26 protein-coding genes, 1 other RNA gene and 1 pseudogene are annotated in these 25,096 nt (G+C 61.5%); 13 read left to right on the top strand and 15 right to left on the bottom strand.

Annotation, left to right across the window (positions count from 1 at the left end; genetic code table 11):
- Positions 1-331: 331 nt before the first annotated feature.
- Positions 332-598 (bottom strand): hypothetical protein, encoded by a 267-nt coding sequence (locus OJ996_RS22350; protein WP_264515920.1) that lies wholly within the window; start codon positions 596-598, stop codon positions 332-334.
- Between the two features lie 124 nt (positions 599-722).
- Here OJ996_RS22350 and OJ996_RS22355 point away from each other — a divergent pair, with 124 nt between their 5' ends.
- Positions 723-1,259 carry a hypothetical protein gene (locus OJ996_RS22355; protein ID WP_264515921.1) on the top strand — a complete coding sequence of 179 codons (537 nt, stop codon included), beginning with the start codon at positions 723-725 and terminating at the stop codon, positions 1,257-1,259.
- Between the two features lie 211 nt (positions 1,260-1,470).
- Here the strand turns inward: OJ996_RS22355 and ssrA are convergent.
- Positions 1,471-1,827, bottom strand: a transfer-messenger RNA (tmRNA) gene (gene ssrA / locus OJ996_RS22360).
- A 187-nt stretch (positions 1,828-2,014) separates the two neighbouring features.
- Here ssrA and OJ996_RS22365 point away from each other — a divergent pair.
- Together OJ996_RS22365 and OJ996_RS22370 are read left to right on the top strand one after the other, a co-directional pair.
- Positions 2,015-2,485 carry a terminase small subunit gene (locus OJ996_RS22365; RefSeq protein ID WP_264515922.1) on the top strand — a complete coding sequence of 157 codons (471 nt, stop codon included), beginning with the start codon at positions 2,015-2,017 and terminating at the stop codon, positions 2,483-2,485.
- Positions 2,486-2,797: 312 nt separating this feature from the next.
- On the top strand, positions 2,798-3,322 hold the full coding sequence (locus tag OJ996_RS22370; RefSeq protein WP_264515923.1) for a protein-tyrosine phosphatase family protein: 525 nt from the start codon (positions 2,798-2,800) through the stop codon (positions 3,320-3,322).
- Positions 3,323-3,814: 492 nt separating this feature from the next.
- Here OJ996_RS22370 and OJ996_RS22375 read toward each other — a convergent pair whose 3' ends face one another.
- The 5 genes from OJ996_RS22375 to OJ996_RS22395 all read right to left on the bottom strand — a co-directional run bounded on the left by OJ996_RS22375 (position 3,815) and on the right by OJ996_RS22395 (position 7,487).
- Complete coding sequence (locus OJ996_RS22375) at positions 3,815-5,290, bottom strand: cryptochrome/photolyase family protein (RefSeq protein ID WP_264515924.1); 1,476 nt, start codon at positions 5,288-5,290, stop codon at positions 3,815-3,817.
- On the bottom strand, positions 5,287-5,901 hold the full coding sequence (locus OJ996_RS22380; protein WP_264515925.1) for a flavin reductase family protein: 615 nt from the start codon (positions 5,899-5,901) through the stop codon (positions 5,287-5,289). The genes OJ996_RS22375 and OJ996_RS22380 overlap by 4 nt, the downstream gene beginning before the upstream one ends.
- Positions 5,898-6,602: an SDR family NAD(P)-dependent oxidoreductase gene (locus tag OJ996_RS22385; RefSeq protein WP_264515926.1), complete on the bottom strand. Its 705-nt coding sequence runs from the start codon at positions 6,600-6,602 to the stop codon at positions 5,898-5,900. Before OJ996_RS22385 ends, OJ996_RS22380 begins: the two co-directional genes overlap by 4 nt.
- A gap of 105 nt (positions 6,603-6,707) precedes the next feature.
- Positions 6,708-7,232, bottom strand: coding sequence for a hypothetical protein (locus tag OJ996_RS22390; RefSeq protein ID WP_264515927.1), 525 nt, complete (start codon positions 7,230-7,232; stop codon positions 6,708-6,710).
- A gap of 111 nt (positions 7,233-7,343) precedes the next feature.
- Complete coding sequence (locus OJ996_RS22395; RefSeq protein ID WP_264515928.1) at positions 7,344-7,487, bottom strand: hypothetical protein; 144 nt, start codon at positions 7,485-7,487, stop codon at positions 7,344-7,346.
- Between the two features lie 146 nt (positions 7,488-7,633).
- Here OJ996_RS22395 and OJ996_RS22400 point away from each other — a divergent pair, with 146 nt between their 5' ends.
- A complete protein-coding gene (locus tag OJ996_RS22400; RefSeq protein ID WP_264515929.1) occupies positions 7,634-8,344 on the top strand; it encodes a hypothetical protein in 711 nt (236 codons plus the stop codon).
- Here the strand turns inward: OJ996_RS22400 and OJ996_RS22405 are convergent.
- Together OJ996_RS22405 and OJ996_RS22410 are read right to left on the bottom strand one after the other, a co-directional pair.
- The gene (locus OJ996_RS22405; RefSeq protein WP_264515930.1) at positions 8,328-9,230 is read right to left on the bottom strand and encodes a transglutaminase family protein; all 903 of its coding nucleotides are present in this window, start codon (positions 9,228-9,230) and stop codon (positions 8,328-8,330) included. The two genes, OJ996_RS22400 and OJ996_RS22405, sit on opposite strands and share 17 nt — an antisense overlap.
- Complete coding sequence (locus OJ996_RS22410; RefSeq protein WP_264515931.1) at positions 9,227-10,069, bottom strand: transglutaminase-like domain-containing protein; 843 nt, start codon at positions 10,067-10,069, stop codon at positions 9,227-9,229. Before OJ996_RS22410 ends, OJ996_RS22405 begins: the two co-directional genes overlap by 4 nt.
- A 414-nt stretch (positions 10,070-10,483) precedes the next feature.
- Between OJ996_RS22410 and OJ996_RS22415 the strand changes: the two genes are divergently transcribed.
- The 3 genes from OJ996_RS22415 (at position 10,484) to OJ996_RS26470 (ending at position 12,543) form a co-directional block, all read left to right on the top strand.
- Positions 10,484-11,194: a hypothetical protein gene (locus OJ996_RS22415; protein ID WP_264515932.1), complete on the top strand. Its 711-nt coding sequence runs from the start codon at positions 10,484-10,486 to the stop codon at positions 11,192-11,194.
- An 85-nt stretch (positions 11,195-11,279) separates the two neighbouring features.
- On the top strand, positions 11,280-11,897 hold the full coding sequence (locus OJ996_RS22420) for a hypothetical protein (RefSeq protein ID WP_264515933.1): 618 nt from the start codon (positions 11,280-11,282) through the stop codon (positions 11,895-11,897).
- A 4-nt stretch (positions 11,898-11,901) separates the two neighbouring features.
- Complete coding sequence (locus tag OJ996_RS26470; protein WP_345783805.1) at positions 11,902-12,543, top strand: hypothetical protein; 642 nt, start codon at positions 11,902-11,904, stop codon at positions 12,541-12,543.
- A gap of 32 nt (positions 12,544-12,575) precedes the next feature.
- Here OJ996_RS26470 and OJ996_RS22425 read toward each other — a convergent pair.
- The 3 genes and pseudogenes from OJ996_RS22425 to OJ996_RS22435 form a co-directional block, all read right to left on the bottom strand.
- A pseudogene (locus OJ996_RS22425) lies at positions 12,576-13,595 on the bottom strand (virulence RhuM family protein); the annotation flags it as partial.
- A 54-nt stretch (positions 13,596-13,649) separates the two neighbouring features.
- Complete coding sequence (locus tag OJ996_RS22430) at positions 13,650-14,051, bottom strand: type II toxin-antitoxin system VapC family toxin (RefSeq protein ID WP_264515935.1); 402 nt, start codon at positions 14,049-14,051, stop codon at positions 13,650-13,652.
- On the bottom strand, positions 14,044-14,304 hold the full coding sequence (locus OJ996_RS22435) for a FitA-like ribbon-helix-helix domain-containing protein (protein WP_264515936.1): 261 nt from the start codon (positions 14,302-14,304) through the stop codon (positions 14,044-14,046). The genes OJ996_RS22430 and OJ996_RS22435 overlap by 8 nt, the downstream gene beginning before the upstream one ends.
- 209 nt (positions 14,305-14,513) lie before the next feature.
- On the opposite strand from OJ996_RS22435, the gene OJ996_RS22440 reads away from it, so the two are divergent.
- Entirely contained in the window at positions 14,514-15,197 is a 684-nt protein-coding gene (locus tag OJ996_RS22440) for a DUF433 domain-containing protein (RefSeq protein ID WP_264515937.1), read from the top strand.
- Entirely contained in the window at positions 15,194-15,592 is a 399-nt protein-coding gene (locus tag OJ996_RS22445; protein ID WP_264515938.1) for a PIN-like domain-containing protein, read from the top strand. Before OJ996_RS22440 ends, OJ996_RS22445 begins: the two co-directional genes overlap by 4 nt.
- A gap of 156 nt (positions 15,593-15,748) precedes the next feature.
- Here OJ996_RS22445 and tsf read toward each other — a convergent pair whose 3' ends face one another.
- Entirely contained in the window at positions 15,749-16,615 is an 867-nt protein-coding gene (gene tsf / locus OJ996_RS22450; RefSeq protein WP_264515939.1) for a translation elongation factor Ts, read from the bottom strand.
- Positions 16,616-16,751: 136 nt separating this feature from the next.
- Complete coding sequence (rpsB, locus tag OJ996_RS22455) at positions 16,752-17,435, bottom strand: 30S ribosomal protein S2 (protein ID WP_264515940.1); 684 nt, start codon at positions 17,433-17,435, stop codon at positions 16,752-16,754.
- 252 nt (positions 17,436-17,687) lie between these two features.
- On the opposite strand from rpsB, the gene OJ996_RS22460 reads away from it, so the two are divergent.
- From OJ996_RS22460 to OJ996_RS22475, 4 genes are all read left to right on the top strand, one after another.
- Positions 17,688-18,236 carry a sigma-70 family RNA polymerase sigma factor gene (locus tag OJ996_RS22460; RefSeq protein ID WP_264515941.1) on the top strand — a complete coding sequence of 183 codons (549 nt, stop codon included), beginning with the start codon at positions 17,688-17,690 and terminating at the stop codon, positions 18,234-18,236.
- Between the two features lie 35 nt (positions 18,237-18,271).
- A complete protein-coding gene (locus OJ996_RS22465; protein WP_264515942.1) occupies positions 18,272-19,735 on the top strand; it encodes a FecR family protein in 1,464 nt (487 codons plus the stop codon).
- A 69-nt stretch (positions 19,736-19,804) separates the two neighbouring features.
- Positions 19,805-22,279, top strand: a complete 2,475-nt coding sequence (locus OJ996_RS22470; protein WP_264515943.1) for a LamG-like jellyroll fold domain-containing protein — start codon at positions 19,805-19,807, stop codon at positions 22,277-22,279.
- A 509-nt stretch (positions 22,280-22,788) separates the two neighbouring features.
- On the top strand, positions 22,789-23,931 hold the full coding sequence (locus OJ996_RS22475; protein ID WP_264515944.1) for a hypothetical protein: 1,143 nt from the start codon (positions 22,789-22,791) through the stop codon (positions 23,929-23,931).
- A gap of 68 nt (positions 23,932-23,999) precedes the next feature.
- Here OJ996_RS22475 and OJ996_RS22480 read toward each other — a convergent pair whose 3' ends face one another.
- A complete protein-coding gene (locus OJ996_RS22480) occupies positions 24,000-24,719 on the bottom strand; it encodes a tetratricopeptide repeat protein (RefSeq protein WP_264515945.1) in 720 nt (239 codons plus the stop codon).
- Positions 24,720-25,096: the final 377 nt, after the last annotated feature.

Consider the following 25,096-nt stretch of genomic DNA (forward strand, 5'->3'; position numbering starts at 1 on the left):
CTTGGGCATCGCCTCACCTTACCCTTTTCCTCCGATGCCCAAGCTTAGCCCCAGCGGAGGTCAACGTCAACGCATTTATATAGTGTTGATGCTTAGTCGCTTGGTCTAGTCTTCCTGCAATGCTGCTTAGCACTAGCTAAGGGGATCCTGCAAAGCGTATTGCTCGTCAGGAGACATTGAACCTTTGAATCCTGTAGCCTGCATCCATTGCTCAGGATTCAGATTACGCGTATGCGGTTACTCTCCAGAATGCGGAAATCGGTGGCTACAAGATCACTGAGACGCGAGAAGAGTTACTCGCCTCGCGCGGATTATTTCTTGGACGTAAATCTCAACCGAGATCCGGCCCGAGCCGGTGGAACTGGGTATCTCCAGCCAGGTCTAGGCGTTGGTTGTCACTAATGGGCTTCTTAAAGAAGTAATGGAAAGCAACGCGACCGGATTCGATTCCATCCGAGATGGCCGGGAATGGCCCTTTGACAGCGACCAACTCCCACCCCGCGTCGCCGTACACGTTCAGTGTATGGACCTCGTGTTCCAGATTCTCGTCTGCATGTAACATTTCGGAGACATGGATCTGATGGAGGTATCGTTCCATCCCTGGAGGGGATCAGGACTCAGGATTCAAGGCTAGCCCAAACTATACCGCGCCCCTTGTGCTTGACCCTACAAAGTTCCGTGGCAATCTGCGGTCGCCTTGAAAGAGGCCGGGCCGTCGAGTCATGAAGCTACTTCTTCCCCTGATCCTGATCGTTTCCGCGTCCGCTCAGACGCCAACCACGCAAGAGCTTGTTCTAGAGCAAGTTGAAGAACAAACCCGGCTCCTTGAAGGCATGGAGCGAAGGGCTCGACTCGCCGAGTGGGCAAGACAGGACGAAGCACGTCGGCTGCGTAGGGAAGCGGAAGAACGTGAGATGGATTCGGAAGCACAAACCGCCGCCATCGTGAAAGCGATTCAGGACTCCGAGGCGCGGCGAGTCTTGAATGAGAGCTTGGCCCGACTCCAAGCGATCCGCGACGCTGAGAAGGCCGAACTGCGGGCGGCGCAAGTTGCGCTTGAAGACTCGCTGAAACGTTGCGAGCAAGAGCTAGCTTCTTTCAAGGATATCCGGCCCGCGCTTGTCTTGTGGGTATTGGGAGCGCAAGAAGCGTGCACGCAGCGTGATCCTGTCTTCCTCCCCTACACAAACAGAATCGCCGGGATCGCGAAAGCAATCCCGTCTACTGATGTAGCGAAAGCCAAGACGCTCAATCCGTGAGTAGGCCGATTACGTCTGTCAGCTTCCACACCCGGGCGGTCACACCCGCTGCTAAATTATTACCCTACTAGAAGACCTTTCGGAAGCTGATCTTACCTCGATCTTCTCGAGGGTTCTTCATCTCATACCGATCGTGACCGGCTGAACCACCGCTTCCTGGACACGATTCAAAAAAGGAGAGGCCCAATGGCGTGAACCATTGGGCCTCAGATGGTGGAGGCGAGGGGAGTCGAACCCCTGTCCGAAACATCTTTCATGCGGGTCTCTACACGTTTATCCAGCGGTCTGGGATTTCGGAAGTCGTAGGCCCGCTGGCAGCGTCCCCCTTCCTAGAAACCTGTGGATCTCGTCAAGCAGCCCGGTTACCCGGCTCCAAGACCAGCACGCTAAGTGTTCACCTTCCCCCTCCGCGTGCGCAAGAGTTCCGGTGTTGCTGTCAATTAAGCAGCAAGGGCAAGCTCGTTAGAGTCTGCATTTATTTGTTTTGAGCGGCTTTTTAGGAGGCCAGCCGATCAACCTCCACGTGCAACCAACACTGCGAACATCCCGTCGAAACCAGAACGCCCCCAATTGCTGACACCCCCACCATGCCCCCTCTGCCCCCCCGGGGCAATTGGAATTTCCACCACCCCTTTGGAACGCCGCCCTTGCCGCACGTTCTTGGGAAAAAACCTCCCGCGCTCCCGTCACGCCGGGGAAAAATAAACCACCCTTGCCGGCACCCCCGCGCCTCCTCTCCATGATATCATCGTCGGATGGACCAGAACTCCGACACCGCCGCTGCCACCGATCCCGCCGCCAAGAAGCTCAATCCCCGCCAGATTCAGTTCGCTCACCTCGTCGGCACCGGCACCACCCAGCGCGAGGCCTACCGCATCGTCTACGGCAGCATCAACGACGGCAATGCCCACAAGGCCGCCCTGCGCCCGAACGTCGCCGCCGCCATCGCCCGCCACCAGCAGCAAGCCGCCGCCACCTGCACCCTCAAGCGCGACGACCTCATCCGCACCCTCACCGATATCATCCTCACCCCTGTCGCCGACCTCCACATCGCCCATCCGCTCACCGCCGAATACACCGTCACCCGCACCGCCAAGACCGAGACCACCCGCATCAAAGCCCTCTCCAAGATGGATGCCATCAAGCTCCTCGCCCAGCTCTGCGGCTGGCTCAAGCCCGAGCCCCAACCCGAACCCGTCGAAATCGTCCTCAAGAAAATGTGGTGAACCCCCGGGACCGCGGATCTTCAGTCCGCATCGACGGTAGGGAAGCACTTCTCCCATCCCGCCACACCCCCACTGTAGCGGAACGACTTCGTCCTTCCGGCTGCTCGCATCCCCCCCTTTTTCACACCGCCATCTCCCCTGCTCTTACGTCACCCGCCAAATCCTCCAACACGGATCCTATCTCTCAATCAGACAAGCTCCCCTTCAAAATCCCCCTCCCGTTCCACGACACCTGCCGTAACAGATCCACCTCGCCCCCGAGAAAACTTCCGCATTCCCATCCCCGCCCCTCTTTCGCACCCTGCCAGCGGCATGAAGGTGAACCACTACCAAGTCCAGGACGGCCTCTTCGCCGGTGAATACCCCGGCCACCCCAGCCCGAATGTCGCGGAAACCCGTGTCCGCGAACTTGTCGACCGCGGCATCGTCACCTTCATCGATCTCACCACCCGCGAAGACGCCGGCTGCGGCCTGCTCCCTTACGAGCCCGTCTTCATCGAGGTCGATTCCGAAGGCAGCAAGGGCCTCAAGCGCCACTCCTTCGAGATCCCCGACATGGGCATCCCCTCCGGCCCCGAGGTCATGCGCGGCGTGCTCGATCTCATTCGCAGCGAAATCGATGCGGGCCGCACCTGCTACGTCCACTGCTGGGGTGGCATCGGCCGCACCGGCACCGCCGTCGCCTGCTGGCTCCGCGAGCAAGGCCTCGATGCCGAGACCGCCCTCTCCCAAGTCCAGGGCCTCTACGACGCCCACATGGACGCCGCCAAACGCGCCCGCTACCCCCGCTCCCCCCAACAGCCCGCCCAGCTCCAGTACGTCCGCGACTGGGCCTAACCGCCCCCCGGGGAGCGCGAACTTCGCGCAGCGAAGAAGTCCGACTGATTATTTTGATCCCCTCGGACCACTTTAGTCCACTTGTACAGTCAAGCGAACCCACCCTCCCCGCCCGCCACCAAGGGCAAGTAGTCCCGCCTTCAGGCGGACCAAGCCACCCCACCGTGCTACCACACCCATCGTAGCATCCCCCCACCGCGCGCCAGCGCGCACTCCGATTCGTGATTGGAAGATTGATGATTGATGATTTCTCCCCCACCTCCCCGCCCCGGAGGGGCATCGGAACTTAGCCGGTGCGCAAGCGCAGCGCAGCCACCGGTCACGCCCGCCTAACGATTGGCGTCCCGGAAGTCCGCCGGAAACCCCCGACCCGCTCACCCCTCCACCCCGCATCCCCTGCCTTTCCACTGATCACTCGGCACCTGCCTTCCCTTCCAACTGAACACTGAACACTAGCAAACTTCTTCCACTGCTCACTCCGCACTCTGCCTCTCAGACATTCGTCACCCTCTCCCAAAACCCCTCCCCCGCCTCCCGGTGCGCCCTCTTCTTCCCCGGCGCCATCTTCTCCCAGCTGCGCGCCATCATCGAGAGCCGCGGATTCCCCGCGAAGAACTCGTGGTAGTCCCCAATGAAACTCCAGAACAGCCCGTCCCACACCTCGCACCACTCCCCCTTCGGATAGTACGACATCTTCCGTACATAATTCGACCCGCTCAAGTAGGGCTTCGTCGTGAAAGTCCCGCCATCCGCGAACTGCGACATCCCGTACACATTCGGCACCATCACCCAATCGTACGCATCCACGAACAACTCCATGAACCAGCGGTAAACCTCGTCCGGGTGGATCCGGCACAGCAGCATGAAATTCCCCAGCACCATCAGCCGCTCGATGTGGTGGCACCACCCGTGATCCAGCACCCGCCGGATCGTATCGTCCACCGGCGGGATCCCCGTCGTCCCCGTGTAAAAGGCCTTCGGCATCTTCCGCCGGAAGCCCCAGAAGTTCCCGTTCCGGATCTCCACCCCGCGGTGCCGGTAGATCCCCGCCATGAACTCCCGCCAGCCGATCACCTGCCGGACGAAGCCCTCCAGCGAGTTCAGCGGCACCTTCGCCTCCGCCGCCTTCGCCAGCGCCCGCTCCACCATCTCCTCCGGCGCCACCAGCCCGATGTTCAGCGCCGGCGTCATCACCGAATGGAACAGCACCCGGTGGTTCCGCGAGATCGCATCCTCGTAGGCACCGAAGTCCGCCAACCGCTCCTCGATGAAGCGGTCCAGCCACGCCAGAGCCTGCCGCCGCGTCACCGGATATCCGAAGCGCGCCGTCCCGCCCGGATTATCGGGGAAGTGCTTCTCCACATACGCGATCGCCTCCGCCACTACCTCGCCCGGCTTCACCTGCGGCTCTCCCGGCGCCAGGTGATCCTCAGGAAAGCGCTGCCGGTTCTCCTCGTCATAGGACCAGCGCCCGCCCTGCGGCGAACCGTCCGCATTCACCAGGATCCCCAGCGCCTGCCGCTGCTCCTTGTAGAAGCTCGCCATAAAGGGCTTCTTCCGCTCCGGCCCCGTATGCTTCTCCAGCAGCTCCGGATCGCTCAGGAAATTCGGCGATGGCTTCACCTCCAGCTCGATCCCCCGCCCTTCGGCAAATCTCCTGATCCGCCGCATCAGCACGTCATCCACCGGATCCACCACCACCACCCGCTTCACCGCCTGCGACAGCCCCTTCTCTAACAGATTCTCGGACGCCTCCACATAGTGCAGGTCCGCCTTCCCCTCCGCCCAGGCCTTCATGCTCGCCCGGTGCAGCACCAGCCGCTGCTTGTGCACCGCCAGCGGCCAGCGCCGGTCGTTCCCGAAGAACAGCGGATCCTCGATTAGATAAGTCCTCCTCCCCTCCGCCAGCGCCGGATGCTTTGCATAAAGCTGGTGAGGATAAACCAGCGCGACCGTTCCTTCTTTCATCGGGCCTTCGCATAAGGCAGCCGCTCCAGCGGCGTGATTCCGAAATACGTGTCCAGCGCCGTCGAACCCAGAGCGCCCAGCGCGCTCAGATCGATCGACCCGTCCTCCGCAAGCTCCGTCGTGGCGAGCTGCACCACTTCCACGCTCCCGATGATGAGTTTCGTACCGTTCATGGGGATGTCGATGATCTCCGCCAGCCGCAGCCCCAGCCGGAAGCGCGACTCCGCGACGAAGGGTGCGGCGAACCCATCCTCATAATGCTCGCTCAATCCGGTCGCCGCGAACTCGGACACCTCCTTCGGATACCGCGCCGAGCATTGGTGCGCCTGCCGCATTATCCCCTCGTGCAAGTGGTTCAGCGTCCAGCAACCGGTCTCGATGAGGTTCGCCAGCGTGTGACGCTCCACCACATCCGGTCGCGTCACCATCCCGAGCAGCACCGGATTCGATCCGAGATGCACGACGCTGGAAAAGGGCGCCAGGTTGGTGGCACCGGCGGCATCCCGGGTGCCAACGAGCGCCACGGGTTTGATCCCGGGCAGGGAGGTGGCGAATTGGACCCGCACCAGCTTGTCCATGGCCGCGATATCGACGGAGCGGAGAGTAATCATGAGAAGAGTCGCAGTGAAGAAATCCCGCCATCCGGCCGCAGGATCTGGCCGCTCATGGAACGCGCAGCGTCCGAAAGCAGGAACAGCACCAGCTCCGCCACCTCCCCGGCGCTGCCTACCCGCTGCAGCGGATGACGCTTCGCCGCGGCCTCCCGCTTCGCCTCACCGTTCAATAGCATGGCCGCCAGCGGCGTATCTGTCAGGGACGGGGCGATCACGTTCACCCGGATTCCCGGTGCCAGCTCCGCCGCCAGCGCCCGTGCTAGGCCCTCCACCGCCCCCTTGGCCGCTGCTACCGAGGCATGAAATGCCATTCCCTGCGCCACTGCCACGGTCGAGAACAGGACGATCGAAGCATCCCCCGACCTCTTCAAAGCTGGCAGCGCCGCCTGAACCGCCGCCACCGCGCCAAGCAAGTTCACCTCCAAATCCCGCCGGAAGTCATCCGCCGTCAAACGGGCGAATGGCTTCAATTGGATCGTTCCCGGGAAGTAAACCAAGCCGTCCAACGGCTCCGCCAAAAGCACCTCATCCAATGCCGGCTCCTCAGCCTCGAAGGGCAGCACCGGGATCCCCAGCGCCGCCAGAGCTTCCGGCTTCCGCGCCGTGGCTTTCACCCGGTGACCCGCCGCCAGCGCCGCCTCCGCGGTCGCCAGCCCGATACCCGATCCCGCACCGACCAAGAGGATGTTCTTCGGCATTCACCACCTTCCGCAGAGGCCAGCCCTTGTCGAGGCGGTGACACGAAAAAAAGCCGCCGGGTCTCCCCGACGGCTTTTGAAAATCAAATCGCGTGAAAGGCGAGATCAGGCGAGAGCCGGATCTTCTTCCTTGTCGCAGTCGCCATCCTTGCATTTGCCGGCGAGAGCCGGATCTTCTTCCTTGTCGCAGTCGCCATCCTTGCATTTGCCGGCGAGGGCAGGGTCTTCTTCCTTGTCGCAGTCGCCATCCTTGCATTTGCCGGCGAGGGCAGGGTCCTCTTCCTTGTCGCAGTCGCCATCCTTGCATTTGCCGGCGAGGGCAGGGTCCTCTTCCTTGTCGCAGTCGCCATCCTTGCATTTGCCGGCGAGAGCAGGGTCCTCTTCCTTGTCACAGTCGCCATCCTTGCATTTGCCGGCGAGAGCAGGGTCCTCTTCCTTGTCACAGTCGCCATCCTTGCATTTGCCGGCGAGAGCAGGGTCCTCTTCCTTGTCACAGTCGCCATCCTTGCATTTGCCAGGAGCGGCCATGGTGGTCTCTTCCTTTTCCTTGTCCTTGCACTTTTCGCAGTCACCCGCGAACGCCATCGGGGCAAGGAGGAGAGCAGCAAACGAGCTGAGCACGAGTTTCATCTGAGTATTTCGGTGGTGGTTGGGTTGGTCGCTAGAGCAGATAACCTTCCCTGAGAACCACGTGAAGCGGATTTTGTTCCCGGAAAATGGCAATTTCTCCTGAAAATTTTCTCAGGGCACCACTTTCTCCACCTCCGGGGCGGTTCCCGCTCCCGGTTCCGCCTCGCCATCCGGGGATTTCAGCCCCCCCATCACGATGGCGACGATCAGCGCCACGGCCGCTAAAATGGCCACTAAAATGACAAGTTTGCTCATGGGAAGGGCGCCCACGGGGCGGCGCGGGCGATACCCTCCCACTCGCCCATGGGGCAAGCAAACACGAAATGTCCGGTTTTACCCCCCATTATCCTGAGGTGCTCCCGCCGTGACAGGGCGGCCTCAACCCTCCAGACTCCACCCCCGTGCCCGCCCTGCCCCAGCCACCGCCCGATGCCCCCGCCCCGCCGCCGGGACCGGAGGCGCTGCGCTCGCGCCGGAAGATGGGGATGATCATCGGGTTTGGCGGGTTGCTGCCGCTACTACTTTTGCTGTCGGCACCTCTATTCCTAAAAGCGCGCAAGGCGGCCGAACGGACCGAAGCGCTGAGTAACATCCGGCAGATCGGCATGAGCCTGTTCGATTTCGATTCCGATTATGGTCGCTTCCCGGACACCAGCACCATCGCTGAGGTAAAGCTCAGGACCTCCACGCCCCTGACCCTGACGGATACCAGTTCGAACCAGCTCTTCCGCCAGCTGATCGCCATGGGAATGAAATCCGAGAAGCTTTTCTACGCGAAGGTTCCCGGCAGCAAGAGGCCGGATGAGCGCTTTACGACCGACTCCACCGCCTTGGAGAAGGGAGAGTGCGGCTTCTCTTACATCGCGGGGATCCACAGCGGTTGGGACCCGGATACTCCCGTGGTCCTCACCCCCATGAAGCGGGGAACGCAATCATTCGAAAGTCTCAACAAGTGGGGTGATAAGGCCGTGATCCTTCACGTTGATAACTCCGCGAAGGCTCTCTCCATTGATAAAGCGGGCAGGGTCATCACACTTGGAGGCCGCGACATCTTGGATCCCGCCCAGCCCTTCTGGAAAGGCAAGGCGCCGGATCTTAAGTGGCACGAATGAACTCCGGCACGGCGGCATCCTCCGGGGTGGAGAATTCCACGGTCACGTTCATGCTCTGGAAGGCCCCGGTCGGGCCGAAATAGCGACCGCTCACGGGCATGACACCGCGCGGATGATGACTGGTGCCAGTGACGATGTGCTGGTGCGTGCAGCGCTTCCCGGTGGTGGGGTCGAAGCCACGCCAACCGAGCTGCGGGAAGTAGGCTTCCGTCCACGCATGGGTCGAGCCGCGGGCGGCACGGGTGGCCGCGCAATCGAGATAGCCGCTGGCGAAGCGCGCTGCGACACCCAGGTGCCGCAGTGTTTCCATCATCAGCGTGGCCACATCCCGGCAGGAGCCGGTGCCCAGTGAAAGCGTGGTGGCCGGTGTCTGCACGCCCTTTTGCTCGCGGCGCTGGTAGCCGATCTGGCGGTTGATGATGCCCGCCAGCTCCACCACGAAGGCCTCCGCACTGGGGAAGTCGCCGGGGTCCGGCAGGGTCTTGATCCAATCCTTCATCGAGGCCGCCTCCTCACCGAAGACCGGCGTCAGGTAGCCCGTCACCACCCCGCGCTCCAGCTCATCATACTCCAGCGGATAGGGATTCGGGCTCTGCGCGGCGGGCGGCGGCGTGGCGGGATCGAAGAAACGCCGCACCACCACATCCACCTCGAAGAGCAGCGACTTGCCCGGCTCGTTGAAGTGAGCATGCGCGATCGAGTTGCCGAAGATATCGCGCGTCCACACCACATCCGCGGCGGGCGCGATTGCCAGCGCGAGATTCTCCACCCGCAGGTCGTGCCCCTCCCGCGGGCGCACCACCAGCCGATGCATCTGGAAATTCACCGGCTCCGCATACGCATACTGGGTGCGATGCCGGATGCGCAGCAGGTGGCTTTCACTCATGGCTCGATCAATATCGCGTGCCCGGCGAGGTCGGCCGCACCGAGCGGGGTAAAATCATTCGAGACACAGGATACACTCATCCCGGTCATTTGCATGCTGCCGAAGATGGTGGCCACGGCGGAGTCCGCCGCATCCCGCCCGGTGGCGATCCGCACCAGCCCGTTCAAGGCCGCCAGGCGGGTGGGATCGAAGATGAACCAGCGGTTCCCGATGCAGGCCTCGAAGCAGGCGTGGAAATCCGGCGGCTGCATGAAGCAGGCATAGCCGGTGAAATAGCGCGCGGGAATGGAGAGCGCCCGGCATAGCGCGATGCCCAGATGCGCGAAATCCCGGCACACCCCGGACCGCTGAGTGAGCGTGTCAAAGGCGGAGGTGCCCGTGTCCGTGCTCCCGGAGAGGTAGTCGATATTGTTGAAGATCCAGTCGCAGATCGCCACCGCCTGATCGTAGGGGTGCGGGATATATCCGAATTCTTTCGTCGCGAAACGCCCGAGCCGGTCGGACTGGCAGTAGCGGCTGGGGAAAAGATAGGGCAGCGCGGAGCGACGGATTTGGGCCACCGAGACATCGTGCAGCTCCTCGTGGCTCACCATCGTCACCTTCGTGTCCGCCATCACCGAATACGTGATATCGAGCTGAGCGGCATCCCCGGTATCCAGGCGGATGTAGCGGTTCGCGCCCGTCTCCAGCGGGAATTCCTCCCAGCTCACCCCCGGCGTGATGGAGAACTGCTCCTCGCTGAGTGTTTGGTTCGGGGTTGAGAGGGCGTGGATATTCAGCAGCACGGTGCTGCGCTGTAGCACCTGATAGTGAAGCTCGGCATTGATCTGGAACGGCATGGCGCGCGCAACATCGCCCCTAACCGGGAAAGAGCAAAGGGAGCTTGGCTCCTTCGCATTCCTTAGCCTTTGAGCGGCACAGCCGCCTTGGACTGCGCGCAGCCTGCTGCCGTGAAGCAGCGGGGAAGGTCGCGGGTTATCCTGCGGGGACATGCAGGACTACCCGGAAGCCACTTGGTCGGGACGCACGGCACTTCGCGCCCGGGGATGATCGGGAATGTGAAGGACATCCCCCCTGCTCCGCAGCAGGCTGCGTTCGCGAAAGCGGCATCGGGCTGCGCGCAGTCCAAGGAGCCTGCGGCTCCAAGCTCCAACACGCCGTGACAGCCCCGTGAAAAATCCGCCAAGGAACGGTGAATCACTCTTACCCCCTTGGCCTTCATCGCCGCGCGATGCTACACGATGGAGTAAGCCATGAACCCGACTCCCACCTCACCTCCACACCCGGGAGATCTTCCTGAGAAACGCAAGAGCACCTCGTGGAAGAACATCGTCGGCCTGCTCCTTCTCGCGGGCTTGGTCTTCTTCTTGTTAGACGCGCTGCCGCCCATCATCCCGCGCCATAAGCCGGCCGCCGACCGGACCGAAGCCCTCAACAACATCCGTCAGGTTCACCTCGCCTTGGTCGAATTCGACAACGAATTCGGCAAGTTTCCGGATGCCGGCACGGTCGATGCCGTGAAGGCCAAGCATCCCACCGAACTTGATCTCGGCGCCGGCAGCTCGAACCAGATCTTCCGCCAGCTCGTCGCCAGCGGCCAGAAGTCCGAGAAACCCTTCTGGTGCAAGACCCCGTGGTCACCAAAGAAGCCGGACGACATCTATCTCCCCGGCAAGGCCCTCGAACCGGGCGAAGTCGGCTTCGCCTACATCGCCGGCCTCTCGATCAAGGACGATCCAAGTACGCCACTCCTCGTAGCTCCGCTCATTCCCGGCACGACCCAGTTCGATCCGAAGCCCTATGGCGGCAAGGCCATCATCCTCCGCCTCGATGGCTCCGCCACCCCCATGCAGATCCGCGCGGACAACGGCCAAGCTTGGTTCAACGGCAAGAACCTCTTCGATCCGGCCCAACCCTTCTGGAAAGGCAAGACCGCGGACATCAAGTGGCCGGAAACGCGTTGAAGCCATGGAATCCTGCGATCCAATTAGCCCGGATGAAAGGCGGTCAAAAGAAAAGAAGGCCAAGTTGTCGACCATCCTATTCGCGGTGACATCGCTCTGCTTGCTCGCTGCACTCTTCTCCCCCTTGTGGATGCGGAGAGGAAAGATCGCAGCACCCCGGACGGAGGCCTTCAACGGCATCCGATTGATCGGACAGGCACTCGAGGACTTCAAGCTGGAATACGGCAAGCTTCCCGACGACTCCACCATCGCCATGGTCCGGGAGAAGACCAGAACAGACCTGGAACTCGGCAATCGTAGCTCCAACGCGATCTTCCGGCAATTGATCGCCTCCGTGACCAAATCGGAAAGACCGTTCTGGTGTCCCACTGCGTGGTCGAAGAAGAAGCCCGATGAGGTCTTCACCGGCAGCATGGCTTTGGCCCCGGGCGAAGTCGGCTTCGCCTACGTCGTCCCGATCTCGCCGATACCCGATCCTAACATTCCGCTGGTCCTCACCCCCTTGATCCCGGGAACCACCCGCTTCGACCCGAAAACATACGGTGAGAAGGCGATCATTCTGTGTGCTGACGGTTCTACCATGGTTCCGAATATACAACCGGACAGCGGCGAGGTGTGGGTCAACGGCAAGAATATCTTCGACCCGAGCCAGCCCTTCTGGAAAGGCCAGAAGCCCGACATCCGATGGGCGGAAACCAAGTGATGTGATGAAAACGATCCGGATCAGCAACTGGAAGAGAACCGTGCTGGGGAGCTTGGCCTTGCTTGGCATTCTCGCCGTGATCCTCTTCACCCTCGTCTTGAAACAAACAGGCCGCGACTTCGATCGACGCGAGGCAATCAATCACCTCAATCAGATCAGCATGGCTCTCTTCGAATTCGATTCCGAATACGGCAGCTTCCCGAATGCCGGCACCATTGCCGATGTCCGTGAAGACACCTGCACCGAACTCGATCTCGGCACGACCAACTCGAATCAATTCTTCCGCCAACTCTTCGCCACAGGATTAAAAGCGGAGCGCCTTTTCCACATCCACCGAACCTCGCCGCCAGCCCGTAGGCCGGACGAGGTAATCACCAAAGGCAAGGCCCTCGGAGTGGGTGAATGCAGTTGGGGTTACCTGCCCGCTTCATCCGAGCCCTCCGCTCCTCTCGTCTTCGGCCCCATCATCCCCGGCACCCGCCGCTTCGATCCGGTGCCCTTGCGAGGCCAAGCTCTCATCCTGCGTCGCGACAACTCCACCAGCGCCCTGCGCATCAACCCGAGAACCGGTGGGGTCACCCTGAACCGCATGGACTTCTTCGATCCCCGCCAACCATGGGCCAAGGAGATCAAGCTGCCAGAATGAAAGCGGCTCTCACCTCTTTCCTTCCCCGGTAGCCGCTTCGCTTCCTTCTCAAGATCGTCAAGGGACTCCCTCTCGGCTTCCGCTTCAAGCATTGCCCGGCGGCGCGCGGCGAAGGCTTCATACTCCGCAGCTGCGCGGCCGTCCGCCTCTTCCCGGGATACGGAACCCGCATTCTCCAAGACCTCGCGGTCATTGAAGCGTAGGAACTCATCGAGCTTGGTCTGCCAGTCCTTCAGGAAAACCTGACGACGGCGGCGGGCTTGGTCTTCGACAAAGTCGAGCCACATCACGACAATGCGGTTCAACTCATTGATCTCCCCCTCCTGAAGGTAGTTCTTCGCCACCGTCACATCACCTTTTCGGACAGCGTCGGACTTCCAAGTCGTCAGCCCCATGTTTGGCAGGGCTGCATCCGCGCGGCGGTGAATGATTTCCGCAGCGGTCAGGCCGGTGGCGGCATAGTGGAGCTTGTTCTGGATGATCTGGACGAAGCGCCCGGTCTCCGCCGCGGAAGGAGCGTAATCCGCGGCCATGGCGAAGAGCTCCTTCACCCGGAGATACATCCGGCGCTCGCTTGCCCGGATATCGCGGATGCGCTCCAGCAGCTCATCGAAGTAATCCGGCACGCCGGCAACCGACTTCGGATTGCGCAGCCGCTCGTCATCCATCGTGAAGCCCTTCACGAGATACTCCCGCAAACGCTCCGTAGCCCAGCGGCGGAACTGCGTACCTCGCGCCGAACGAACCCGGTAGCCCACGGCGAGAATGGCATCGAGATTGTAGTGCTCGATCACGCGGGCTACCTCGCGGGAGCCCTCTTGGCGAACTATCCGGAATTTCCGGATAGTTGCCCCGGCATCGATTTCCCCGTCTTCGTAGATTCCTTGGAGATGCTCGTTGATGGTGCGGATATCCTTATCGAACAGCTCCGCCATCAGCTTCTGGCTCAGCCAGATCGTCTCTTGCTCGAATCTGCACTCCACGCGCGCCCGCCCGTCTTCCGTGACGTAGAGGAGAAACTCGCCGGCAGGCTCAGGGAGGACATTGGACATCTCGGGCGAGCTTATCGCGCACGTCGAGGCGAGCGAGAATTTCCTCTCCCCACCCTACGGACAGATCAGCGGCACGGAAGGAAAGTAGGTGCGGTAGCGGCCTGCATCCCGCGTGAGGATCTTGAAGCCCTCCGCCTGCGCGTGGGCGCCGATGAAGAAGCCCGCCAGCGGCGCCGACTTCGTGCCGCCCTTCAGCCGATAGGAACGGAAGGCCTGCGATGCGAGGAAGAGAGCTTCGCGAGGTAGCTCCAAATAGGGCAATCCAAGGGATGCGAGCAGCAGCTCCACTTCCCCGATATGGTCCGCGCCGTGGCAGAGCTCGATATAGATCAAGGGATTGATCACCATCTGTCCGATGCTCTCGGCCAGCCGGTCCTCCGACCAAGGCCGCCACACCGGATCATTGGTGGTCACGTCGAGAATGACGTTCGTATCGACCAGCACGAGATCAGTCATCGCCCCGGAGCTCGCGCATCAATTCGTCCGTGGTCTTGCCACCGGCCTTCCCGCTCCAAATCCCGGTGAAGGCCTTCAGGCGCTCCCGCATTTCCTCTGCGGTCTTGGGCGGGGCGATACCCGTTTCCAGCACGGCGGCGCTCAGGATCTCCCGCGCCTCCGCCTCCATCGAGCGCCCGTTGCTCGCAGCACGCAGCCGGAGCTTCTGCTTCACCGGCTCGGCGAGATTACGGATCGTCAAGGTGGTGCTCATGGAGCGAATGTAAGCAATGCTAGCATTGCTGTCAAATTTGACACTAATTCTGGGCAATACGCGCAAACAAAAAGGGAAAATCACTGTTCACATGAACTTTTCAGCTGCAGGTATCAAGTTCTTGCGCTAAACTCCTAACACGGTGCTGGAGTTCTCCTAGACCCCGCCGTTGTCTTGCCTCGAACGAATCCCTGAGTGTATATTAGGCCGTGCCCACCCGCTCTCCCATCGCAGATCCTTGGCAACGAGGAATTTACACGATACCCGATGCTTCACTGATTCTGAAGCTTCCGGCGGATCGCCTCAGGAGGTGGGTAACCGGAAGGGAGCATGAGGAGTCTCGGCATTTTCCGGCCGGGAATCTCGAAAGTAGGGGTCAAGGCAAAGACAGGCATCTTTCCTTTCTGACCTTGATTGAACTGTTCACAATCGACCGGCTCCGCAAGCAGGGTTTGACAATGTTGACCTTAAGAAAGGTAAGGGATGAGTTGAGTCAGCGGTTCCACACTGAGTTCCCCTTTGCATTGGAAGGCTTAATGATTTCAGGCAAGATGGTATTGAAGGAATTAGGTGACGCCGCGCTTTTGGAGCTGGGAACGAATGGGCAAACAGCCTTCAACAAGCTCGTAACGCCTTTTTGTGAACGTCTGGATTTCAGTCCCGCCACAAAGTTCGCTTCCCGTTACTTCCCGCTAGGAAAAGAAAAGCCTATCGTGGTTGATCCCAAGCATGCTTTTGGAAAGCCAACAATTGTAGGCACCAACATCACCACCGAGGCGATTTGTTCGATGCTTAGGAGTGGGGATTCCTCTGAAGACATAGCCGAGGCTTTCCAAGTTTCGCTGGAACATGTTAGTGTCGCGAGAGCCTTCGAAATGAAGCGTGCGGCATGAGGATCTATTTCGACGAGAATTTCTCACGCAACCTCACAGCTGGACTGCGTCTTATACAAGAGGGACGTCCTAGTGAGAACGTCTCAATCATATGGGGTCCGGATGAGTTTGGACGTGGCGCAGCAGACGAAGATTGGATTCCCAAAGTCGCGGCTAAGCACGGCGTGGTCTTCACCCAAGATGCAAACATTCATAGAATGAGAGCCCAGTGGGATCTCTGCCAAGAGAACAAAATTGGGATGTTCTTCTTGAAATTACCGGAAGGCGGCTGGGGCTACTGGCAGATTGTGGAAGAGGTAGTTAGACGATGGCGCAATGTAAAAGAACTCGCCGGGATTAAACGTCCATTCGGATTCATCGTCGACCCGCGTATCAAAAAGCCGAAGCGTCTTTAGCTGCGAGTGTACCGGTTGCTCTCTTAGCGTGTTACAGCCGTCTTTTTTGGGAAAGCGGTACAATCAAAAAACCCGCCCCTTTGCAGAGGCGGGTTTCTTTTTCGAAGTGGGAGGAAGGACTCGGGTGAACGAATCCAGTTGTCAGCAGGGAATTGCTTACTCGCCGAGGCCGAAGCGGACGAAGCGCTTCACCACGAGGGTGTCGCCGACTTCCTTGCCCTTGGCTTCCACGAGCTTCTTGATGCTGGTTTCCGGGTCCTTCACGAAGGCCTGCTCGAGGAGCACGGCTTCGGAGAAGAACTTGCCGATCTTACCTTCCACGATCTTCTCGATCATGGCTTCCGGCTTGCCTTCGGCGGCGAGCTGGGCGCGGTAGACGCTCTTCTCGGCCTCGATGATGTCGGCGGTGATCTCGTCGCGGGACAGGCCCTTCGGCGCGGCAGCAGCGATGTGGAGGGTGATGTCCTTCACGAGGTCGCGGAATTCTTCCTTGGAAGCGGTCTCGCCGTTGGAGGCGGACACTTCGAGGAGCACGCCGACCTTGCCACCCATGTGGATGTATTGGGCGATGGCACCGCCGTCCTGCAGGTCGAAGCGCTCGAACTTGCGGAGGCGCATGTTCTCGCCGAGCTCCAGGGTCTTCGCCTTCACGAAGTCTTCCACGGAGATGTCACCGATCTTCACGGCCAGTGCTTCTTCCAAGGTCTTGGCGCTGGAAGCGGCGAGGGTATCGGCGATCTCACCGACGAAGGCGACGTAGTTGTCGTTGCGGGACACGAAGTCGGTCTCGCAGTTCACTTCGATCAGGATGCCGGTCTTGCCGTCGCCGGAGAGACGGGCGGCGATGATGCCTTCGGAAGCCTCGCGGTCGGCCTTGGCAGCGGCCTTCATCATCCCACGCTCGCGCAGGTAGGTCACGGCGGCGTCGATGTCGCCGTTGGTTTCGGTGAGGGCCTTCTTGCACTCCATCATTCCGACGTTGGTCTTCTTGCGGAGTTCGTTAACGAGAGATGCGGTGATCATGGTGATATGAGCGGAGAGCGTTGAGCTGAGAGTGGTAAATGCGGGAATGAAAACGCGGATCGGGCGCTGGTGTGGCCGGATCCGCGGGGAGAGTTCCGGCTGCGGGCGAAACCCGCAGCCGGGGAAATGTGACGGATCAGCCCTTCTTGGCGACGACGATGGCGTCCACCAGGTTCTGCAGGATGATGCGGATCGAGCGGACCGCGTCGTCGTTGCCGGGGACCGGGTAGTTCACCACGGACGGGTCGGCATTGGTATCGACGATGGCGACGATCGGGATCTCCAGGCGGCGGGCCTCGGCGACGGCGATCGACTCGCGGGCGGAGTCCACGATCACGATGGCGTCCGGCTTGCCTTCCAGGCCGCGGATACCGCGGAGGTTGCGCAGGAGCTTCTCGCGCTCGCGACCGAGTGCGGAGAGTTCCTTCTTGGACATGGCCTTGAACTCCGGCTGCTTCTCGATGTTTTCGAGCCACTTGAGGCGCTCGATCGACTTGCGGACGGTGGCCATGTTCGTGAGCATGCCGCCGAGCCAGCGGTGGTTCACGTAGAATTGGCCGGTCGCCTCGGCGGCTTCACGGACGGCGTCCTGAGCCTGGCGCTTGCAACCGACGAAAAGGATCTTCTTGTTCTTGCCGGCGAGGTCCGCGAGGAAATCGGAGGCCTTGTCCAGGCACTTCACGGTCTGCTCGAGGTTGATGATGTAGATGCCACCCTTGTCCTTCATCAGGTAGGGCTTCATCTTCGGGTTCCACTTCTTGGTCTGGTGGCCGTAGTGGACGCCTGCGTCCACCATCTCGCTGATAAGTTCGTTAATCATTGGAATTCAGGTTATCCCGCCTTGATTCAGGACGGGCGATTGGCTTGGAAAATCCGCCGCATGTGATCCCTTCCGGAGTTCCCGTTGTTGCGTGGCGGCGAGCGAAGGGGCGGGTTGGATAGGGAGGACCGGCCCCCTTGGCAAGGGGAAAAGGCGCGGAAGTGCCGGGAGATCAGTGTCCCGCAGCCCGGAGGGGCGGCAGCCCGCGATTTTCCTTGGTCAGCTTCTCCCGGGATTTGGAATAGGTCTGCGATGAGCAACCAACCCGAGCGCGGCGCCGCTTTCTCCACCGGGGATGAATCCCTCGGTGCGCAGATCGAGGTGCTGCGCCCGGCGCTGAAGGGCTACGTGCTCTCCCTGCTGCCGGACCGGGATGCCTGCGAGGACGTGGTGCAGGAGACCTGCCTTTTCCTCTGGGACCGCCGCGGCGAATTCGAGCCGGGGAGCAATTTCCGCGCATGGGCCTTCAAGGCGGCTTGGTTCAAGGTGCTGACCCACCGCCGCGAGATGCAGCGGCGGAAGCTGGTCAGCTTCTCGGAGGATGTTTTGGAGCGCATCTCCCGCGCCTCCGAGCAATTCTCCGAAGGCGCCGACCAGCGCCTCGCCGCGCTGAGCCAATGCGTGGCCAGCCTGCCGCGGGAAAGCCAGCAGCTCCTGCGGCTCCGCTACCTCGACCGCGTGTCGCTCACCGCGCATGCCAAGGAGCTCGGCGTGAAGCCGAACCAGATCCAGAAGAGCCTCTCCCGGCTCCGGATCGCGCTCCGCCAGTGCATCGAGAACCGCCTTCCTTTCATTCCATGAGCCGCCGTCCACCCCACCCCAAACTCAGAGCCCTGGTGGATCGCCTCCACGATGGACCACCGCTATCGAAGACGGAGGTGGCCCAGCTCGAGGAGCTGCTGGAGGATGATGAGGCGCTGGCATACTACCTGGAGGTGAGCCAGCAGGAGGCGCTGCTCGCCTCGGTCATTCCCGCAGAGAGCCCGGTGATCGCTCCGGGTCCCCGCATCCTCCGATTCCCACGGCCGCTACTCATCGCCGCGGGCGCTGCGGCGGCCTGCCTACTCTTCGCGCTCGGATTGGGCTTCGGGCGCTGGCTGGACCAGCCCGCGAGTGCGATCGCGGTGGACACCGGCACGGATCCCCTCCCCAGCGCTCCCCCCGCCCGCATCACCGGCATGGTGGGCGTGCAGTGGACCGACGAGAGCAAACCTCACCAGATCGACCTGAATCCCGGAGCGAACCAGATCTCCATCGCATCCGGCTTGGTGGAGCTCACCTATGCCAGCGGCGTGTCCGTCACGCTGGAGGGCCCGGCCGATTACGAGGTGGTGGGCCACGAGGAAGGACGACTCGGGAAGGGCAAGCTCTACACCACCGTGCCGAAGGGGGCGGAGGGCTTCAAGGTCCACTACTCCGGCGGGATCGTGGAAGACCTGGGCACGGAATTCGCGATGGACGCCCTGCCGGATGGCAGCACGGAGGTCGGCGTCTTCTCCGGCAAGATCAAGCTGCACTCCTCCGGACGCGAGGCGATCACGCTGTTCGAGAACCAATCGCTGCTGCAATCCGCGGATGCCGCGGAGCCGCTGCAGGCGGTGCCGCTGGACCGGAAGAAATTCGTGCCGAAGCTGCCTGCCCGCGATTTCCGCTGGGAGGTGGATTCGCCCGCCGAGCAGGAGCTGTCCTTCGATGTGACGCACCTGCTGTGGAAGCCGGCGAAGTACCGCGCCATCTTCAAGTGGATGAACGGGCCGGATGCGGCGGAGATCCGGGACGTGCGGCTCTACCGCGATGACAAGCTGGTGACCGCCGACGATCACGCGGGCCGTACCGGCGTACTGCGCTTCGTCTCGGATAATATCTACGCGCTGGATGTCTTCCCCGGTAGCTATGCGCGGGGGCGGTGGACGGTGGTGGTGCGGATCCGGACGATGGACCGGAAGGGCGGCGGGCTGGCGGAGACCAGCGTGCCGATCCGGAGCCAGGGGATCCTGCAGTTCGAGGAAGGCCTGGTGACCGGGGCCGGGGTGGATGAGTTCGTCGGGCGCTGGTCGTATCGCCATATGGGCGATCTTTTCGTGCGGGAGTTCCACCCGGACGGTTCGGTATCGCTGACGCGGAATGGCGTGAATGAAGCGGGAGCCTGGGGCAGCGGTCACTGGAGCGTGCGGAACGGCCAACTGGATATCACCTTCCCGGACAAGCAGCTGGTGGAGCGCCATGTCCTGCGGGACGCGAAGACGCTGATCTTCACCAGCAATCCTTACGAGAACGCAATCAAGGCATCCGGGGACTAAATTTTTTTCGGTAAATCGGTCAGCATCATTTCCGGCGGGGAATAAAGACGGGTCAAACCCCATCCCCTGATGCAGATCATCAAGTTCCTTGCCGCCTCCACCGTGCTCGGCTTCGGCCTGGCGAATGCCGCGCTGCTCTCCCACTACACCTTCGACGAGACCACGGGCAGCGTGGCAGCGGACAGCGGTCCTGCCGCCGCCCCGGGTGCCATCGGTTCGAATGTCGTGCTGGGCACGCCGGGCAAGTTCGGCACCGCCTTCACCTTTAACAACGACGCGAGCCAGAACGGCATCGTGGACATGGCGAATGCCGCGAGCTTCGCCGCGATCAACGCCAGCCAGGCGGTCACCGTCTCGGCGTGGATGAACTGGACCTCCTCCACGGACAACCGGGACACGGTGGTCTTTCTGGGGAACGACACGGTAAGCGACCGCTATCTCGACGTGGGTGCGACCGGCGGAGTGAATACCGCGAACCTGGGCGGCGTCTTCGGGCGGACGCGCGGCACCGGCTTTCCCAGCTTGCTGGCGAGCTCCGGCCTGAACAACGGCCAGTGGCACCACATCGCCTACACTTCGAATGCCGCTACCGAGGTGACCGAGCTCTATGTCGATGGCGTGTTGGTAGCCAGCACCACCACGCCCGCTTTCGCCTTTCCTACTTTCAATAACTTCGAAGTGGGCCGGCTCGGGCGCAGCAGCCCCACGGATGCCTTCGCCGGTTCGGTGGACGAGCTCCGCATCTATGACAGCGTGCTGACCGCGCAGGAGATCGCCACGCTGGCGCAGGGACCGACGGGTGACCCGGCATTGAGCGTGGCTTCCACGGTCAGCTTCAACACCGGCGGTGCGCCCACCACCCTCTCCGTTTCCTTCTCGAACACCGGGACGAACCAGACGCTCACGCTCTCCGGCGCGACTCCGGTGACGATCAGCGGTCAGGATGCGGGCCTCTTCTCGGTCACGTCCTTCGACAACAACCTGGCGCCCGGAGCATCCGGCGCGATCCAGCTGCAGTTCACTCCCGTGGCGGCGGGCGACTACAGCGCCACGCTGAGCATCGCCTCAAACGACGCGCTCAATCCCACCAAGCAGACGACGCTGCAGGTGAAGGTGGCGGACCCGATCGCTTCCGTGGTTCCGCTCTCGATCGACTTCGGCAGCTTCGCGACTTCTCCCGCAGCGCAGACGCAGACCTTCACCGTCTCCAACCAAGGGGCGGCCTTCGATCTGGTCGTTTACGATCTGCTGGTGAGCGGCAGCCAGACTTTCTCCACGAACACCACGCTGCCGCTCACCGTGCCGCCGGGTGAAAGCCGGGACATCGGCGTCGTCTTCGATCCCGAAGGTGCCGACGGGAACTTCTCCGCGAGCCTGCTGGTCACCACCGATGGCTACAACCAAGCGACCTTCACCATCCCGCTGAACGCGCAGGTGAAGCTGAGCAATCCCGGGGCGAGCCTCGTCTCCCACTTCAGCTTCGACAGCGAGGCAAACGTGGCGGACGACAGCGGGCCTAACAACCTGGACGGAACCGTGGTGGGCGATGCGCAGCGCAGCACCGCAGCACGGATCGGCAGCGGAGCGCTCTTGCTCGATGGCAGCGGCGATCTGATCGACCTCGGCCTTGCATCGGGCCCGGCCTACACCACCCAGCTTGTTTCGGATGGCGATGGTTTCACGGTTGCCTGCTGGGCGCATGTGCCGGGCAGCACGGCGATCGACCGCACGCGCTTCTTCTCCACCTATGCGAATGGCGCCAGCGCGCTGACGGAAGGCTGGGGCGTGGGCCGCCGCAATACCGGACGCACGCTGGTGGCGACGACCTATGGCAAGGCGGATTACCTGAGCCCGGCGAACACCGCACCGGCCGCGGGTGCATGGCATCACTACACGTATGTCCTCCGGAATGTGCCGGTGAACCGCGTGGACTTCTATGTGGATGGCGTGCTGGTGGATTCCCGCACCACGACGGTGACCGGCTTCAATGATCCGACTTCTGTAGGCTTCGCGATCGGTGCGCTGGGCCGGTCGAATGCCTTCGAGGGTTTCGATGGTCGTCTCGATGACCTGCGCATCTACAACCGCGAGCTTGCCGCCGCGAACGTCGCGGATCTCTACAACTCCGCGCCGCCGCTCTCCGGCTACGATAGCTGGGCCTCGTCCTTCGGACTCGATCCGGCCGGCAACGGTGCGCCGCTGGAAGATGCCGATCGGGATGGCCTGGCGAACTCGGTGGAGTTCCTGCTCGGTGCGAGCCCGGTGTCCGGGGCATCGGTGAATCTGCCGCTCGTCACCAAGGGCGCGAATGGCATCACCTTCGTTTACCGTCGCGAGTCGGCGGCCTTGGATCAAGGTTTCGTGGATGCGGTGGAATACTCGAACCTGCTTTCGGCCGGAAGCTGGAGCACCGCGGTGCAGGGCGTGAACGGCGTGACGATCAGCAGCGTGGACCTCGATGCGGATACGGAAGAGGTGACGGTGACGATTCCGACCACGGGCAACCGGGCCTTCGCACGCCTGAAGGTGACGGCACCGCAGTAGTGGAGGCTGCATCGCGTGGCGGAAGGACTCTCGTCCTTCCGGCTAGGGGAGTGATCGCACGAGAACACGATGGCGATCAAAAGGTGGATCCGCCCCGCCGGAAGCACGAGAGTGATTCCGCTACGATGGGAAGCGAAGCCGTAAGGAGCGGGGACATTCTTGTCCCCGTTCATCACGCTCACCCCGACGACAGGAATGTCGTCGCTCCTTACGTGAACGCATCAGGTGTAGCGGGACGACTTCGTCGTTCCGGCTGGGGGAGTGATCGCCAGAGAACCCCATGGCGATCAAGGGGTGGATCCGCCCCGCCGGAATCACCAAATGCTTCCGCTACGATGGGAAGCGGAGTCGTAAGGAGCGGGGACATTCCTGTCCCCGTTCATCACGCCCACCCCGACGACAGGAATGTCGTCGCTCCTTATGTAGGCGCTGCGGTTTGACAACGAAGCCCGTGCCCATCAGCCTGCGAGAAGATGAGGGCTTTCCTCCTGCACACCGCCGCTCTCTTGATGACGCTCGGCTTGGCGAGTGGCGTAGCGCCCGTCTTCGAGAAGACGCCAGAGTATGTGGATCCTTCCGTCGGCACCTTGATCCCGTATCATGACGGGGTCCTTGCGATTTCCTCGGATTTCCCCGGCGTGCTGGAGGCAAATTGGAATACTCCAGCCGCCCGACCCTTGAAGTTGGAGAGGATGGATCACATAATCGATGCCCAAGCCTTAGGGGCGGAATTTCTATTCTTGGGGTGGTCTAAAGAGCGCTTCCAGCTGGCGATCCAGTCTGCGAACAAGGAGATCCGGGTGTTGGAGTTACCCGAGGAACTTCGGCGATTGAGAGCCCCCATGACCCGGGAGTTCAAGGGGCCGCGACTTGTACCGACGACGACCTATCCGGCATTGGTCGCCGACTACAATCTCCATTGGTTGGAAGGGGAAAAATGGCGCCGCTGCCCCCTGCCCCGCGAGGACATCAACTTCTATTTTCCCTTTCATCTCGGCAGCGAGTCGGAGGTCAGCGCTTGCTTCCGAAAGACCACCCTCTTCGCGGGTCTTAACGATGGAGAATGGGGCGGAAAGTGTGCATCGATCCAAGCCGATGCCGCCAAGCCGAAATGGATTCGTCTCAACGGGAGGCCTAGAAAAGATCCCGGGGGATTTCCTGGAACAGAGGCGATAATTGCCATGGCTTGCCCGCTCGGAAAGGATCTCTGGATTGCCAGCGGGAGCTCGCATCTCATGAGCCACAGCAAAAGTCTTCACTGTCGGTCCGCAGATGACGGGAAATGGAGATCAGTGGTGGACTACTCGCCGGAGGATCCTTTCAAGGTTGAGGAACGGAATCATGGCTCCTTAGAGCTCCCGGATAAGGCGTCACTCGATTGCCTCGCAGCGGACAAGATGGGCCGCTTCTACATCTTGGCCGACCGCCGTGGAATCTACGAGCTGCGCGAAGAGCTTGTTCCGATGATGGATTTCAATTTCTCGAGTATCAGCGCCAGGATCGGAGGGGCAACCTCCCATTGCGCCTCTACCTCGTTCGCCGCCTCAGGAAGAAACCAATTCTACGTCGGCACCAACGGCTTCGGCATCCTCGCCTTCCGGAAAGAGGGTGATGCGTGGGCGGCCCGTCAAATATTGGTGACGAAGGGCTAGCTGCCTCGAATGCGTGGATGGCGGCGGAAGAACTCTCGTAAGGCTCATCAAGAGGACACGAGCCACCACTACTGCTCTTCATCTTCCGCGTTCTTCCGGGGAACAGTTGAGGACTGCGCCTTCAGCTTCCCTTCCATGACCTGGATGGCCATCTTCTTCACCTCATCGTAGCCGGGGTTCTTGGTCAGGATGCCATAGGTGCGGTGGCTGCCGTCGGTGCCGTAGCCATCGAGATGGTAGCCGCGCTCGTCCTTTCCGATGGTGCCGGTCTCCCGCATCATCTCGGTAGTGCCTGCGTAGCTGCCGAAGGAGAGGTAGTAATCGTGCTGCTCCTCGCCCCTCTTCAGGATGAACTTCCAGACCAGGGCCCGCTCCCCTTCCAACTCGAAGTATTCCAGGACGAAGGCGCGGATGCCATCGATCTCGAACTGATCGCGGATGAAGAACTTCTCGGCCGCGAGATCCTCATGCTTGCCGGAAGAGCGTTCCTTCCGCAGCGCGGCGATCTCTTCATCGCGCTCCCGCTTCATGCCTGCACCCTCGTAGGCTTGGATCAGCTTGCCGCGAAGCTTCCAATCCAGCGGCTCAAGCTCCTTGAGCCGCTGCCAGTAGCCGATGGACTTCTTGAAATCGCCGGACAGATAGGTGAAAAGGCCGGCATTGTAGAGAGCGGATCGGTCCTTGGGATCCTTCGCGAGCGCTTGGTCGAACTCCTCCAGACTCGGCGGCTCCTGGGCGAGAAGCGGGAGCGCAAGAAGGGCGGAGAGGAAGGACAAACGAAAGCGCATCAGGTGAGAGATAGCAGAAGGACAGAGGCGGGCAAGGTGCGATGGCATCCCGTGTAGCGGGACGACTTCGTCGTTCCGGCTGAGGGTGTGATGGAACGGGACCAGGAAGGCGATCCGGGGCTGGATGCGCCCCACCGGAATCACGAAATGCTTCCGCTACGACGACTTCTAACAGCCCCGCGAATATATCCCTCCCCGATGGGGTAGCGGTATCTGTGCCGTTCATGGATCAGGCACCGGAACTACGGCACAAGCACTGTTTAAAATGACAAAATTTCAATTTATTCCAGCGTTTCGCACTCCGGGTGCTTTGCATCCTCGGCCTCAAAACGCGATTTCCCTTCGCGGTTCTTGAGGTCGAACGACCGAACCCGAAA

This window comes from Luteolibacter rhizosphaerae (assembly GCF_025950095.1).
Lineage (GTDB): Bacteria > Verrucomicrobiota > Verrucomicrobiia > Verrucomicrobiales > Akkermansiaceae > Haloferula > Haloferula rhizosphaerae.

What these genes read in the sequence shown, in the direction of transcription:
- OJ996_RS22350 (WP_264515920.1), bottom strand. Translation starts at nt 598, where the DNA reads ATGGAACGATACCTCCATCAGATCCATGTCTCCGAAATGTTACATGCA.
- OJ996_RS22475 (WP_264515944.1), top strand. Translation starts at nt 22,789, where the DNA reads ATGACGCTCGGCTTGGCGAGTGGCGTAGCGCCCGTCTTCGAGAAGACG.
- OJ996_RS22355 (WP_264515921.1), top strand. Translation starts at nt 723, where the DNA reads ATGAAGCTACTTCTTCCCCTGATCCTGATCGTTTCCGCGTCCGCTCAG.
- OJ996_RS22380 (WP_264515925.1), bottom strand. Translation starts at nt 5,901, where the DNA reads ATGATTACTCTCCGCTCCGTCGATATCGCGGCCATGGACAAGCTGGTG.
- OJ996_RS22415 (WP_264515932.1), top strand. Translation starts at nt 10,484, where the DNA reads ATGAACCCGACTCCCACCTCACCTCCACACCCGGGAGATCTTCCTGAG.
- OJ996_RS22430 (WP_264515935.1), bottom strand. Translation starts at nt 14,051, where the DNA reads ATGACTGATCTCGTGCTGGTCGATACGAACGTCATTCTCGACGTGACC.
- OJ996_RS22480 (WP_264515945.1), bottom strand. Translation starts at nt 24,719, where the DNA reads ATGCGCTTTCGTTTGTCCTTCCTCTCCGCCCTTCTTGCGCTCCCGCTT.
- OJ996_RS22445 (WP_264515938.1), top strand. Translation starts at nt 15,194, where the DNA reads ATGAGGATCTATTTCGACGAGAATTTCTCACGCAACCTCACAGCTGGA.
- OJ996_RS22375 (WP_264515924.1), bottom strand. Translation starts at nt 5,290, where the DNA reads ATGAAAGAAGGAACGGTCGCGCTGGTTTATCCTCACCAGCTTTATGCA.
- OJ996_RS22365 (WP_264515922.1), top strand. Translation starts at nt 2,015, where the DNA reads ATGGACCAGAACTCCGACACCGCCGCTGCCACCGATCCCGCCGCCAAG.
- rpsB (WP_264515940.1), bottom strand. Translation starts at nt 17,435, where the DNA reads ATGATTAACGAACTTATCAGCGAGATGGTGGACGCAGGCGTCCACTAC.
- OJ996_RS22370 (WP_264515923.1), top strand. Translation starts at nt 2,798, where the DNA reads ATGAAGGTGAACCACTACCAAGTCCAGGACGGCCTCTTCGCCGGTGAA.
- OJ996_RS26470 (WP_345783805.1), top strand. Translation starts at nt 11,902, where the DNA reads ATGAAAACGATCCGGATCAGCAACTGGAAGAGAACCGTGCTGGGGAGC.
- OJ996_RS22460 (WP_264515941.1), top strand. Translation starts at nt 17,688, where the DNA reads ATGAGCAACCAACCCGAGCGCGGCGCCGCTTTCTCCACCGGGGATGAA.
- OJ996_RS22385 (WP_264515926.1), bottom strand. Translation starts at nt 6,602, where the DNA reads ATGCCGAAGAACATCCTCTTGGTCGGTGCGGGATCGGGTATCGGGCTG.
- OJ996_RS22410 (WP_264515931.1), bottom strand. Translation starts at nt 10,069, where the DNA reads ATGCCGTTCCAGATCAATGCCGAGCTTCACTATCAGGTGCTACAGCGC.
- tsf (WP_264515939.1), bottom strand. Translation starts at nt 16,615, where the DNA reads ATGATCACCGCATCTCTCGTTAACGAACTCCGCAAGAAGACCAACGTC.
- OJ996_RS22435 (WP_264515936.1), bottom strand. Translation starts at nt 14,304, where the DNA reads ATGAGCACCACCTTGACGATCCGTAATCTCGCCGAGCCGGTGAAGCAG.
- OJ996_RS22395 (WP_264515928.1), bottom strand. Translation starts at nt 7,487, where the DNA reads ATGAGCAAACTTGTCATTTTAGTGGCCATTTTAGCGGCCGTGGCGCTG.
- OJ996_RS22470 (WP_264515943.1), top strand. Translation starts at nt 19,805, where the DNA reads ATGCAGATCATCAAGTTCCTTGCCGCCTCCACCGTGCTCGGCTTCGGC.
- OJ996_RS22405 (WP_264515930.1), bottom strand. Translation starts at nt 9,230, where the DNA reads ATGAGTGAAAGCCACCTGCTGCGCATCCGGCATCGCACCCAGTATGCG.
- OJ996_RS22390 (WP_264515927.1), bottom strand. Translation starts at nt 7,232, where the DNA reads ATGAAACTCGTGCTCAGCTCGTTTGCTGCTCTCCTCCTTGCCCCGATG.